9 protein-coding genes are annotated in these 13,209 nt (G+C 57.7%); 3 read left to right on the top strand and 6 right to left on the bottom strand.

Annotated features, from left to right (window positions below):
• Positions 1-176: 176 nt before the first annotated feature.
• The 5 genes from Q1K07_RS19975 to Q1K07_RS19955 form a co-directional block, all read right to left on the bottom strand.
• Positions 177-3,038, bottom strand: a complete 2,862-nt coding sequence (locus Q1K07_RS19975; protein WP_300315291.1) for an FAD-binding and (Fe-S)-binding domain-containing protein — start codon at positions 3,036-3,038, stop codon at positions 177-179.
• Between the two features lie 11 nt (positions 3,039-3,049).
• Positions 3,050-5,164, bottom strand: coding sequence for a hypothetical protein (locus Q1K07_RS19970; RefSeq protein ID WP_300315288.1), 2,115 nt, complete (start codon positions 5,162-5,164; stop codon positions 3,050-3,052).
• A 172-nt stretch (positions 5,165-5,336) separates the two neighbouring features.
• A complete protein-coding gene (locus Q1K07_RS19965; RefSeq protein WP_300315285.1) occupies positions 5,337-6,017 on the bottom strand; it encodes a lactate utilization protein in 681 nt (226 codons plus the stop codon).
• Positions 6,014-7,471, bottom strand: coding sequence for a LutB/LldF family L-lactate oxidation iron-sulfur protein (locus Q1K07_RS19960; RefSeq protein WP_300315283.1), 1,458 nt, complete (start codon positions 7,469-7,471; stop codon positions 6,014-6,016). Before Q1K07_RS19960 ends, Q1K07_RS19965 begins: the two co-directional genes overlap by 4 nt.
• Complete coding sequence (locus Q1K07_RS19955; protein ID WP_300315280.1) at positions 7,468-8,223, bottom strand: (Fe-S)-binding protein; 756 nt, start codon at positions 8,221-8,223, stop codon at positions 7,468-7,470. The genes Q1K07_RS19960 and Q1K07_RS19955 overlap by 4 nt, the downstream gene beginning before the upstream one ends.
• A 191-nt stretch (positions 8,224-8,414) precedes the next feature.
• Here Q1K07_RS19955 and Q1K07_RS19950 point away from each other — a divergent pair, with 191 nt between their 5' ends.
• Genes Q1K07_RS19950 through Q1K07_RS19940 form a run of 3 tightly spaced genes read left to right on the top strand, consistent with a single transcriptional unit; the run spans position 8,415 to position 12,534 of the window.
• Positions 8,415-9,188 (top strand): GntR family transcriptional regulator, encoded by a 774-nt coding sequence (locus Q1K07_RS19950; protein WP_300315277.1) that lies wholly within the window; start codon positions 8,415-8,417, stop codon positions 9,186-9,188.
• Positions 9,189-9,194: 6 nt separating this feature from the next.
• Positions 9,195-11,165 (top strand): ATP-binding protein, encoded by a 1,971-nt coding sequence (locus Q1K07_RS19945; protein WP_300315274.1) that lies wholly within the window; start codon positions 9,195-9,197, stop codon positions 11,163-11,165.
• On the top strand, positions 11,158-12,534 hold the full coding sequence (locus tag Q1K07_RS19940; protein WP_300315271.1) for a sigma-54 dependent transcriptional regulator: 1,377 nt from the start codon (positions 11,158-11,160) through the stop codon (positions 12,532-12,534). The genes Q1K07_RS19945 and Q1K07_RS19940 overlap by 8 nt, the downstream gene beginning before the upstream one ends.
• Here the strand turns inward: Q1K07_RS19940 and Q1K07_RS19935 are convergent.
• Positions 12,510-13,181, bottom strand: coding sequence for a metal-dependent hydrolase (locus tag Q1K07_RS19935; protein WP_149286482.1), 672 nt, complete (start codon positions 13,179-13,181; stop codon positions 12,510-12,512). The genes Q1K07_RS19940 and Q1K07_RS19935 overlap by 25 nt on opposite strands.
• Positions 13,182-13,209 lie beyond the last annotated feature (28 nt).

Here is a 13,209-nt window from a genome sequence, read left to right as displayed (position 1 = left end):
TTCAAATCAATTGCTTTTACCACCTCTTACCGCTGGTGACGTTGTCTCGTCCCCGGCAGCGGATGCGTACTTTACGGATTTCACCGGAGCCCTGCAAGGACTTTCTGTAAAAAAGTTTCAGGGCAATGACGCGGCCATGAATCTGGCATGACATTCGCTTCTTTCGATCCCTACTATCAGGCTCTTGCGGGCAGACTGACCCTGTCGAGAAGATCAAAAATGGAGTAGTAGGCGATGCCTGAATGCTGAGTCAGCCCCATCTCGCAAGTACGCGAATTGGACACGCCAAACGCACAGCCCTCGACGGTTTGAGCCAGCGTCTGCAGAGCCGAGGCATTCAGTTCAGGGACACGTAACCCCTTGTCACCTGCAAAGCCACAACACGCAATATCTTCAGGGACCACCACGTCTCTGGCACAGGCCTGGGCCAGGGCAATGAAACGGTCCGCCAAGCCTTTACGGTGACTCGAGCACGTTACGTGAACGGCTACGCGTTCATTCAGCGGGGTCAGCTCGAGCCGTGGCAACAAGTGATCATGAGCAAATGCGACCGGTTCCTGGACCTTCAAACGAGCATCCAGATGATCCTCGGCCTGCAGGCTGCAAGGGCTGGTATCGAAAAGGATAGGGTAGCGACCATTCTGACTGGCAATCAGCAACTCCCTGTTGAGTTCCCGTGCTTTATGGATAGCCTCATTGGCCATGCCCTTGGAGCTGAAGGCCATGCCGCAACATAAATGTCCTGGCATGGCCGGGATAATGACGTCGTAACCGGCTTTATCCAATAATTTCAGGGTGATATCCATCACGGCCCGAGAACTCCCATCGCCCCCCAGGACACGAGTTGCACAGGAAGGAAAATAAACCACCTTGTCAGGCCGCCCACGAGCCCCCACCCGCCCCAGCAGCTTGATCGGCGCCGCCTTGGGCAGTACAGGTATCCACTGCGGCAGTTGACCACCACTAAGGCGGTGCATGCCTTGGCTGATCGCGGACATTGCTCGATGCCCCAGCAGTTGCCTGCCTATCCATTGCAAACGCAGCCCCGTGCGCGCAAACCGCGTCGCTCCGGAGAAATGATGCCCAATGCGGCGAGCCAGCATTGCCCGGCCTTGTAGGCGTTCTTGGCGCATCTTCAATACCAGTTCCCCGGTGTTGATATCAACAGGGCAACGAGTACTGCACATTCCATCTGCAGCACAGGTGGTATCAAGGTCATAGCCGGAGTGATCTTCATAGGCAGCAAGCCAGGCTTGCTCAGTGTCGTTGAGCACCTGATTCCCCGATGCCTGCAACGCTTCCAGCCGGGCTCGCTCTCGGACAAGAACAATACGCTGGCGTGGGGTGAGCGTCAGATCGCGCGACGGGCATACCAACTCGCAGAAACCACACTCTATGCAATGGTCAACAATCTCATCGGCCGCCGGGAGCGGCTTGAGATTCTCGAGATGAAGGCTGGGATTCCGACTGAGCATCACCTCAGGGTTGAGCAAGTGGCAAGGGTCAAACAGTGCCTTGATCTGCCACATCAAGGCATAGGCTTCTGCTCCCCACTCCAGCTCAACAAAGGGAGCCATGTTTCTTCCAGTACCATGCTCAGCCTTGAGCGAACCGCCAAATTCCACTGCTACCAATTGCGCCACATCTTTCATTAGAGCAGCATAGCGCTCTTTTTCGCCCGGCTTTTCGAAACCTTGCGGAAAGACGAAATGCAAATTGCCTTCCAAAGCATGGCCAAACAGGATGACATCCTGATAGCCATGGCGATGAAAAGCTTCGGTCAAGGCAGCGACGCCTTGCTCCAGACACTCAATGGGAAAAGCAACATCTTCAATGACAACTGTCGTGCCTACCTGGCGCACGGCTCCCACAGCAGGGAACAACCCCTTGCGTACCTTCCAGTACAATGCATAAGTGTCGGGGTTCGTGGTGAATGCTATCGGCTCCAGGGTTGTTATACCCTCGAGCACCTGCTGCACTTCTTCAGATGCATGTTCCACCGCTGCATCATTTTCCCCACGAACATCCACCAGTAACGCCGTTGCACCTGGCGGCAGGCTACGCAGATTCTCGGGCATGCCAGGCGCATGGTCCACGGCACGCAAGGCAGCCCGGTCCATCAACTCTACTGCCGCCACTGAGGTCCCGCGCAGGACCATGGTCGCTCGACATGCGCTGGATAGATCAGGGAATAGCATCAGCGCCGCTGCTTTACATGGCGGCTCCGGTACAGTCCGGTAAGTAAGACTGGTCAGGCAACCTAATGTCCCCTCGGAACCGATCATCAGATGAGCGAGGATATCCACGCCATCGCGGAAATCGATCAGACTATTGAGCGCATATCCCGTGGTGTTCTTGAGCCGATACTTGTGCTTAATGCGGCGGGCGAGGTCTACATCTGTACGGACATTCGCGGAGATTCGCTCCAGCCCTTCCACCAACGGCGCGTGACTTTGGCGAAAGGCAGCCACGCTGTCGGAGTCCGAGGTATCGAGAATACTTCCATCAAGCAATACAACCCGAAGGCTATCGAGGGTGTGATAGCTGTTATGAGCCGTGCCACAGCACATGCCGGAAGCATTGTTAGCGGCAATCCCTCCCATCATGCAACTGGAGATCGAGGCGGGATCCGGGCCAATCTTGCGCCCATAGGGCGCCAGCAGCTCATTGGCTCGTGCACCGATGACACCAGGGTCAAGGCGTATCCGAGCCCCATCATCCAGTACTGCAGCATGGCGCCAGCCTTGGTGGAGCTGAATCAGAACACCATCAGTCACCGCCTGCCCTGACAACGAGGTCCCGGCGGCCCGAAAGGTCATCGGCCACCCCTTTTCGCGGCAGGTTTCAATTACCGAAACCAACTCCTGTTCATTCTCAGGCCGCACCACCAGACTGGGCACCATGCGATAGAAACTTGCATCAGTTCCATAGGCTAGCCGCCTGAGGGGATCTCGGATCAGACGTTCCTCAGGCAGTCGTGCGCAAAGCGCCGAGATCAGGTGATCAAGTGACTCTCTCGGAGGAGGTTCACTCGACACATGATGAGCTATCATCCCTTCACATCCACTCGCACCACACCACTGACACCTTCATACCCTGTCACCACTACTTCGTAGGTACCTGGCTCCAACTGCGTCTCGATCATGGAGCCCAGTTCCGTGCTCCCGCTATCATCATCCTGGAGACTGATGTTTTCACCCTCCAGTTGCAGCAGCGTATCTACGGAATCCGATTGGGTTTCAATACTGATATCACTCGTTTCTTCCACTACCAGTTGATAGGTCAGAGAGCCACCGGGAAGCAATTGGCCATACACCGTCTCGCCAGGGCGAACCTCACCATTTGAACGGATCTCTCCATCGAACGGTTGGGTGTTCAACTGAAGAGTGAAAGCGCCGCTGCCACCGTAGCTGGATGCCTCGACCTCATATGTGCCTGCCGCCAGCACCGCATGAATCCGGGCATCTGTGCGCCCACCGCTGTCATCGTCACGCAGTTCGATATCCGGCCCCGTCATTCCCAGCAGCGCATCGAATTCATTCGAGCGCATATCCAGAGTCACTTCTGTCGGCTCACCGAGGGTAAACTCGTAATGGTTGGAACCGCTTGAGGAAAGCTTTCCTCTAACGACCTCGTCCGCCGTCAATTCACCACTGTCCTGCTGCTCGCCATTAAAGGGAGTGACCATGGTCTCCATGCGGAACATGCCGGAAGCCATTCCATCGTAACTATCGACCGTGACCCGATACTCCCCAGGCTCGAGCATGCTGGTGAGCTGAGAGTTGGTATTGCCGCCGCCGTCGTCGTCATTCAGGGAAATACCATTGCCTTCAAGATACAGCATGGTATCGAATGCCGTTGAAGACAGCTTGATGGTCACTTCCGATGGTTGGTCCAGAGACAGCGTATAGACATTACCTTCTCCTCCACCGGCAATGCCCAAAAGGCCCTGGCCTGGCGTCAGCTCGCCGCTGTTCTGTACTTCACCATCGAAAGGCGCGGTCGCCAACTCGATGTCGTACGTGCCGCTATCCTCATAGCTGGTCGCTTCAATGCGGTATTCTCCAGGCATCAATACGGTATCGAGCATGGAATCGGTGCTGTTGCCGGAATCATCAATGCTGATGTCTGTCTGCTCACCACGGACATTGAGGATGGTGTCGAAATCACTCGACCTCAGGTTCAGTTTGACCTGTGTGGGCTCAGTGATCTCCAAGGTATATTCATTGCTCGGTGCGTCTTCTGTCAGGGTTCCACTGATCCGGTCGCCATTGCGCAAAGGACCGGAATTGCGCTGCCCCCGGGAGAGGTCAGAAACGCCCAGGCCCAGGCGGAAGCCATCGCCAACACTTACCAGGCTATCCTCACACTCGGTATTGACTTGCTCCTTGGCCAGTTGCCCTGGCTTCAGGTTGGCCTCGTAGTTTCCCGGCTCAAGGAAGGTCTCCAGCGTCTGCTGATCATCCGCACAACGCGCGGCCTTTTCTGACACATTATCCCCAGTGAGCGTCAACGCAGCGCCACGAGCACCGGATAGCGTCAGTTCGACACGACTGGCTTCCTGCAGACGGAAAGAATAGGTGGTGTTTTCCTGGCCGAGATGTCCTGCAATAACCTGGCCATCCTTCAACGTTGCGGTATCCTCACCTTCTCCTGCAGGCTCAGCTTCCGCCGGCTGCTTGCCAGGCTTCAAGGACCAAGGACCAAAGGCCGACATATCTCGCCCGCTCACCACCACCAAAGAACAACTGTCAGTGGGCGCAAGCAGTAACTGCACCTGTTGGTCAGAGGAAGAATGGGCATCACCAAGCCAGCCCCCGGCGTCATCGAAAACAGTGACATCCGCAGCGAAAGGCGCATCAAGCTGGTAGAGCACGCCGGAAGAATCGGCATCCTTGTTTGCACAAACCCAATAGCTACCCTGGCGAGACCCATCCTTCAGGTTGACGTCGCTGGCAGAGCTCAGTTCGCCTTCGATCGCTTGTCCAAGGCTCACTTCAGGGGCCTCGGTAAAACGTGTTGACGGGGTTTCACCGCCATCATCACAGCCGACCAGCAAGGCACCTGCAACAATCACCCCTGCCGCCGCGCCAGAGGCTCTACCGAACTGACGTACAGCCTGGGCCAAGGGGCGCCTGTCACTACTGGGTAATTCTCGGTCCATCTCGTCGTCACTCCTGGTTGCAGCGCACAAGGGCGCACGGTAAGCAGTGTGAAAAACAGCCTGTGTCCTTCACTGCCCACAACATATATCGGAGTCAGCTGTGACACCAGATAGATCTATCTAGATGAGATATTTCAACCGTGATACCGGAAGAGTCTTCCCGATGATGGTGTCAATGCCTCAAGATCACCACCAGCTCACGTGGACCATGCACGCCATAGGCCAACGTCTGTTCGATATCAGCAGTCTTGCTCGGCCCCGAGACCAATAGGGCATTGGTGGGCATACTGCCCGCCCACTCATGGCTGACCATGACATCATGGAAAGTATCTTCGATAGCCTCTGCATCGAGGATCGCAATATGAATAGGCGGCACCAGGCTGAGCAAACGAGGCTCGTCCACGGTTGGCCATAGCCATAGGCTACCTGTCTCGGCAATGGCGCCCCCGGTCGAGGTAAGACCGGCGTCGACCTGGGAAAACAGCTCCTGCTGCCAGCTTTCGACATCTCGGGCTGCATCTACCAATGCGATATCCATTTTCCCTTCCAGGGCCTGGCGAGCCTGCCTGGCGACTTCTTGCTCATGGCCCAGGGCCAGACGCTTGATGCCCTTCTGCTTCAATATTCGGCACAGAGTCTCGGTCCAGTCATCCGTTTCACAATGAATCACTTCTCCATGCACGGAAGTGAGCCAGCGCTCGAAGCGCTGCAGGCGTTCCTGGCGTGACCACCCCCGATCACCGATAACAGAGGCATCAGCCTCCGGTATCACAATCCCTCGACCACCGTCGCGCTGCATGCGCTCTTCACGCCCTTTGCGCAATCGCCCCAGGATACGATCTCTGGCTGTCATGATTCCCCCTCCTGTTGCCCCTGCCGCAGCTCCTTGTGTTTAGTTCTCTGTTTTATCAGGGTATGCAGGGACGCCTTGGCAGGCTTCGGAGCTACCCGGCATTCCGTCCAGGGGCCTAGATGACTCGGCGCCAAACCACGCAACTTGCCCGCCACGATACTGGCTCCACGCCACGCAGTGGGGTGCGTGGCCAACCACTGCCAGCTTTTCCAGGCTGCCACTTCCTTGGTTGAACGCTTGACGCCAGCACCTGGCACATTCCCTCGCCCCTCTCCCACGGATTCACGACGCAGGCGTACCAACAAGTCTGGGATGGGAATCTTCACCGGGCACACCTCACCACAGGCACCACATAGACTCGAGGCAGTAGGCAGGTCCTTGGTCGCCTCCAGTCCCATCAGGTGAGGCATCAGAATGGCGCCGATCGGACCAGGATACGTCGTGCCGTAGGTATGCCCGCCCACCCGGGTATATACCGGACAGTGATTCATGCAGGCACCACAACGGATACAGCGCAAGGTGTCGAGCAACTCGTCATCCTGGTAGATCCTCGACCGGCCATTGTCCACCAGCACCAGATGAACCTCTCGCGGCCCATCCCGCTCGCCTTCCTTGCGTGGAGAGGTAATCATGTTGAAATAGGTAGTGACATGCTGGCCTGTCGCCGAGCGCGTCAGCAAGGCATACAGAGGCGGGACATCGGAAAGGTTCTCGACCACTTTCTCGATCCCCGTCACGGCAATGTGAACTGGCGGTACCGTGGTCGTCATGCGGCCATTGCCTTCATTTTCCACCAGGCACAAGGTCCCCGTTTCGGCCACTGCAAAGTTGACGCCGGACACCCCTACATCCGCTGCCATGAAACGTTCGCGCAACTGGGCGCGAGCAGCCGCGGTCATGACATCGACATCACGGGTAGGAGCCGTACCGGTATGCTCGTGCATGATGGTCGAGATTTCATCGGTATTTAGGTGAATAGCCGGCATGATGATATGGGAAGGTGTCTGCTCATTGAGCTGCACCAGATACTCTCCCAGATCCGATTCCAGCGCATCGATGCCCGCCTCTGCCAGATGGGCGTTGAGATGCATCTCCTCGGATACCATCGACTTGCCCTTGATCACTGATTGCGCGCCGTTTTCCTGGCAGATCCCGGTGACGATACGGCAAGCCTCCTCGCTATCTTCAGCCCAGTGCACACGAATGCCGTTGGCTTCACACTTGGCTTCCAGCTGCTCCAGCAAGTCCGGCAACCTGGACAAGGCTCGCAGGCGTACACTCGCCCCCAGGGTTCTCAGTGCTTCGAGATCCCATTCCTCGAAGGCCTGACGGCGCTTGTCCATCAACCCATCCATGGCTTTGCGGAAGTTAGCCCGGATCTGGGGATTACCTAAGGCATCATGAGCCTGGCGATGGAAAGCTTCAGGCGTGAAAGTCTGCACTGGCTGGCTCATGAACACCTCCGCCACAGATAAGAGGCAATATGCTCGCCCTGCAAGGCGCTATCGCGATGTGCCAGGTGCCCAGCGATGTTCATCAGACAACCACAATCGGATGTGACAAAGTGCTGAGCACCAGCTTCCTCAAGTGCGCGCCCCTTGTCCTCGACCATGGCAGCAGAGACCTCCGGATGACGAACAGCGAAGGTCCCGCCAAAGCCACAGCACTCTGCAGCACGTTCCTGCTCGACCAGTTCCACCTGCCCTAGTCTGGCGAGCAACGCCGGGCCAGTGTCCGCCAGCCCCATCTCGCGGCGGGCACTGCATGATGTGTGCATGGCAATCCGCTCGGGAGCACCCCGATCTTCCAGTTCGATATGGCAGACATGTACCAGGAACTCGGTCAACTCGAAGACCCGCGAAGCGACTTCCTGAGCCTTCCGCTCTTCGGGACAACCAGCGAACAGCTGCGCGTAATGCAGACGCATCATGCCACCACAGGACCCAGAGGGAACCACAATCGGCCAGGGCTCAGGAAACAGGTCAAGCTGGGCCCGAGCAACCGCACGAGCTTCATCATGATACCCCGAGGTATAAGCCGGCTGACCACAGCAGGTCTGGTCCTCGGGAAAAAGCACCTCGATACCCTGCTTCTCAAGCAGGCGGACTGCGTCCATTCCTGCTTCAGGGAAAAACATGTCGATCAGACAGGTCCCGAACAGATAAACCTTTTCCGGGCGCGAAGGATAATGTCTGGTGGCTGTCATCGGCGAAACCTCTATAATTGGTAATACCAATTGACAATTAAAGTCCAGTGCACATTAGGGGGCCACTGCCTTCATGTCAAACGCACCGCTCTTCATCACGCTTGAATAGCGGCAATGGCAACGCAATCTCGTTACCATGTGGCCAGTGATTCAACCAACCCGGTACTTATCCGGTACGACAGGACCTCTCCATGGCCTACCAGCCCGTGCGCCAGCCTCGTCTGGCCGATGCCATCACGGAACGACTCGAAGCCTTGATTCTTGAAGGTAGCCTGACGCCTGGTCAGCGTCTGCCACCGGAACGGGAACTGGCTGAGCGTTTTGGCGTTTCACGCCCGTCTCTGCGCGAAGCCATACAGAAACTGGCCGCTCGAGGCCTATTGGTCAGCCGCCAGGGGGGCGGCACCTATATCACCGAGTCCCTCAATACGGGCTATAGCGACCCTCTGCTCGACATGCTGACTCGGCATGGTGAGTTTCACCTTGATCTGCTGGAGTTTCGCGACGCCATGGAAGGGCTATCCGCCTACTATGCAGCGCTGCGCTCAACACCTGCCGACAAGGACACACTGATCAAGCGTTTCGAGGAACTTGAAACCAGCTTTCTTGGCGAGAATCCTCGCGACGAGGCCAAGGCTGATGCCGCCTTTCATCTGGCCATCGCAGAGTCAGCGCATAACATTCTGCTGTTGCACACCATGCGCGGCATCTTTCATCTGCTCGAGCGCAGCATCGCCAACAACCTTGGCCACCTGTTCGAGAAACCCAATGCCCGCCCGACACTGATGAAGCAGCACCGAGCCCTGCTTGATGCCATTCTCGATGGGCGCCCCGAAGACGCCCAGTCCAGAGCTCATGAACACCTGGTCTATGTCGAAGAAGGATTGCTTGATGCAGAGCGTGCGGAAACTCGGGCCCAGCGTGCACTGCGCCGCGCTAAAGTGATGCCGCCAAGGTCACGTTGAGCTGCCATGCTCCCTCTGCCTTCTCATGTCACCCGAGCCCTGTTGTGGTTGCTGATTCCGGCAGGACTGGTGCTGTGTCTCTGGCAGTCAGCCCAACTGGCACGCGAAACAGCGTTGGAATCTCTGCAACGCGATGCCAGGAATGAATTGCGCCTGTCCGCTGCCGGCCTGACCGGCTACCTGTCCCGTCACGAGTACCTGCCTGAGCTATTGGCCAGCCGGGAAACCGTCCAACGTTATCTCAGCGGCCCACGCACACAGGACACGATGCCGCTCAACCAGTTACTTGACCGCTTCCGGCGTACCACTAACGTTTCCGACATCTATCTGCTCGACAATGAAGGGACCACTTTAGCCGCCAGCAACTGGCATCGCCCCGATACTTTCATCGGCGTGAACTACAGCTTCCGCCCCTATTACCGCGATGCCATCCATGGTAGGAACGGACGTTTCTATGGCCTGGGAGTGGTTTCCCAGGATCGTGGTTACTACTTCTCCGCCCCGATATGGTCCGATGACCTCAATCCCGATGCATCTCCGGTGGGCGTCATGGTGGTCAAGGTTCCCATCGATGAGATCGAAACCAGTTGGAAAAACCCTGATACCGAACTGCTGGTCGTTGATCACAACGATGTCGTGTTCATGGCCAGTCAGCCTGAACTGCGCTTGAAGGCCCTGCACCCTCTGGACGAGTTGCGCCGCCAGACGTTGCAGGACACGCGTCGATACGCCAACGAGCCATTGGAGCCCATGGGCCTGACAGAAGACGAGCGCCTGAGCGACGATACCCAACTGGTTGGTTTCGATCATGGTCTCCTGGCTGGCAGCAAGTATCTGAGCCTGAGCCAGCCACTGCCGCAACTGGGCTGGTCAATGCATATCCTCAAGCCACTAACTTCTGTCACCGAAGCCCAATGGCTGGCCATGCTGCTCGGAGGCGGGCTCTACGGCATACTGATGCTGGCTGGCGGAATCAGTTGGCAGCGTTACCGCCTGCGTCGCGAACGCGAAAAGTTCGCCGACCGTGAGCGTGCGACCCTGGCCAGAGCCAGAGATGAACTGGAACGTAATGTGGCCCGCCGTACTCAGGACCTTGTCGCCACCAACCGCCTTCTGTCCGATGAGATCGAGGAGCGCAGACGGACCGAGGCGACGCTGCGCCAGACGCGCGATGAACTGGTACAGGCTGCCAAGCTTGCAGTACTTGGCCAATTGGCTGCCGGCATCAACCATGAGCTCAACCAACCGCTCGCGGCCATCCGTGCCTATGCCGAAAATGCGCGCATCTTTCTCGGCCGAGACAAGGTAGATACGGCTGACGCCAACCTCAGCCAGATCGTCGAACTCACCGAGCGCATGGCGGATATCAGTGCTCAATTACGCCAATTCTCGCGCAAGAGTGGCGACCGCCCCACCGCAGTCTCGGCGCCAGCCTGCTTCGACTATGCCTTGCGTCTGTTTCAGGCTCGCCTGCGTGAGCAGCATGTCAACGTGGCACATGACTATCCCGAGGATGAACTTTGGGTGCTGGCCGACCTGGTCCGCCTGGAACAGGTGCTGGTCAACCTGATAGGCAACGCCCTTCAGGCCATGACAGAAGCAGACGGGCCATGCCTGACGCTAGGTATCGCCAGGGAAGAAAAACTGGTTCGCATGTGGGTGGATGACAATGGTCCCGGCATCCCGGAACAGCAGCGACAGCATATCTTCGAGCCTTTCTATACCACCAAGGCGCCTGGCTCTGGCCTGGGCCTGGGCTTGTCAATCTCTGCTCGTATCATCGACGATCTCGGTGGCAACCTGACCGTCACGACTTCTCCTCAAGGAGGGGCACGCTTCGTCATTCTGTTGCCCGAAGCTGGTAGTGCTCCGGCCTCTCGACCGCATGCCTCCGACAGCATCGTTTCGCCGATGGCAGACTCAACAACGATGAACTCAACAGCACCAGACTCAACAAAAGGTCAGCTCCATGAATGATGTTCTACCGGTGATGATCATTGACGATGAAGAACATCTGCGCTTCACCGTTGCCCAGACGCTGGAGCTGGCCGGCTATCAGCCTCTGACATATCACAGCGCCGAGGCGGCCCTGGCCGAGCTTGATCACGATTTCCCCGGCGTACTGATCAGCGACATTCGCATGCCTGGCATGGATGGCATGATGCTGCTGCGCGAGGTCCACCAACGCGACCCGGACCTGCCCGTCGTACTGATCACCGGTCATGGCGATATCTCTACTGCCGTCGAGGCGATGCGTCAGGGGGCCTGGGACTTTCTGGAGAAACCCTTCCCCGGAGAACGCCTGGAAGAAGTCGTGAAACGTGGTATCGACAAGCGCCGCTTGAGCCTCGAGAACCGTTATCTAAAAGCGGAGCTGGAAGCTCAGCAATCCGCACCTGGCCCTCGGCTGGTAGGACGAACCCCCGCCATTCAACGCCTCGCTGCCATGGTGCAACGTATCAGCCAAGTGGAAACCGATGTGTTGCTGTTTGGTGAAACCGGAACTGGCAAGGATCTCGTCGCCCGGGCGATTCATGAACGCAGCGCACGCAGCGCCAAGCCTTTTGTCGCCATCAACTGTGGCGCCGTACCGGAAAGCATCATCGAATCTGAACTGTTCGGCCACGAGAAAGGCGCTTTTACCGGAGCCGTAGAGCGACGCGTAGGCAAATTCGAATATGCCAATGGCGGCACGGTCTTTCTCGATGAAATCGAGTCCATGCCACTGTCATTGCAGGTCAAGCTGCTACGAGTGCTGCAGGAACGAATGGTGGAGAGGCTTGGCAGCAATATACCGGTCCCTTTGGATATCCGTGTCATCGCCGCCACCAAGGTCGATCTCAAGGTGGCCTCCGAGGCCGGGGACTTTCGTGAGGATCTGTATTACCGGCTCAACGTGGTCACTCTGCCGATCCCTCCATTGCGCGAGAGGCGCGAAGACATTCCACTGCTGTTCCAGCACTTTGCCGCCGTGGCCGCCAGCCGCAGCGGGATGGAAGCGCCGCCGCTGGATTCCACCGGTGTTTCTGTGCTGCTGGCCCATGACTGGCCAGGCAATGCGCGTGAATTGCGCAACCTGGCGGAACGCTATGTGCTGCTGGGCGCCACCTGTGACCACCGCCTGGACAACCTGATGCAGGGTGTCGACAGCGATGGTGGGGAGCTGACACTGCCCCAGCAGGTGGACCTCTTCGAAAAGCAGTTGATCAGCCAGGCACTGGATCGCCACCGTGGCCATGTCATCGAGGTGTGCAGACAACTGGGGGTGCCACGCAAGACGTTATACGACAAACTGCGCAAGCACGGTCTCAAGGCGGAGCATTATCGCCATAACGCCACGCCCTGAGACCAGATATCCATGAACGACTGCCAGGGTGGCATCCAATAGCCAAGCGCCACCACCATGATCAGCATGATGGCGGAGTTGACGGGTTCTCTATAGTCGAACAGCTTCAAGGCGGTACCAAAAGAACGCTTTATGCGAGTGCCTTCCAGGTCGACGCTGTAAAGCTCGTCCAGCAGCAGGTGAATCAAGAAGCCTACCACCAGTGCCACTCCCAGGCTCCAGGCCAGAGTGGCGGCCTCTCCCAGCAATTGATAACTGGCCACGCTGGTAGCCAGACCACACAGTACGGCGGCTAACAGCGAATGCCAGATACCGCGATGGACGGAAAACTGCTTGAAGATCGGCGCCAGCACGTAGCGCACAGCAAGATAGAGTCCTCCACAGGTCACCAGCAGGGTGCCAGCTTCCAGCCAAGGTCGCAGCAATACTGCTCCTGCAATCACCGCCAGCACGGCAGCTACACTGAACACCAGGCGCACGGCATGGGAATGGTCGGAGTCCACGTCCGGCAGGATGCCTCCGAAGGCCGTCAGCAGAGCTGCCGCCACAGCCTCTCCTGGTGCCAGCAGCTGTGCTTGCCAAGCGGCCACGGCCAGCGCGGAGCCACCTACGGCGGCTACGCTGAGATGGGTGCGAAAGTCGGCCATGCCAGGCAATCTCCTTGAATCTCGTCAA

The sequence above is a fragment of the Halomonas sp. genome (assembly GCF_029263665.1).
Taxonomy (GTDB): domain Bacteria; phylum Pseudomonadota; class Gammaproteobacteria; order Pseudomonadales; family Halomonadaceae; genus Halomonas.
The sequence above is the reverse complement of the archived record's forward strand: the minus strand, read 5'-3'. Positions and strand labels throughout refer to the sequence as shown.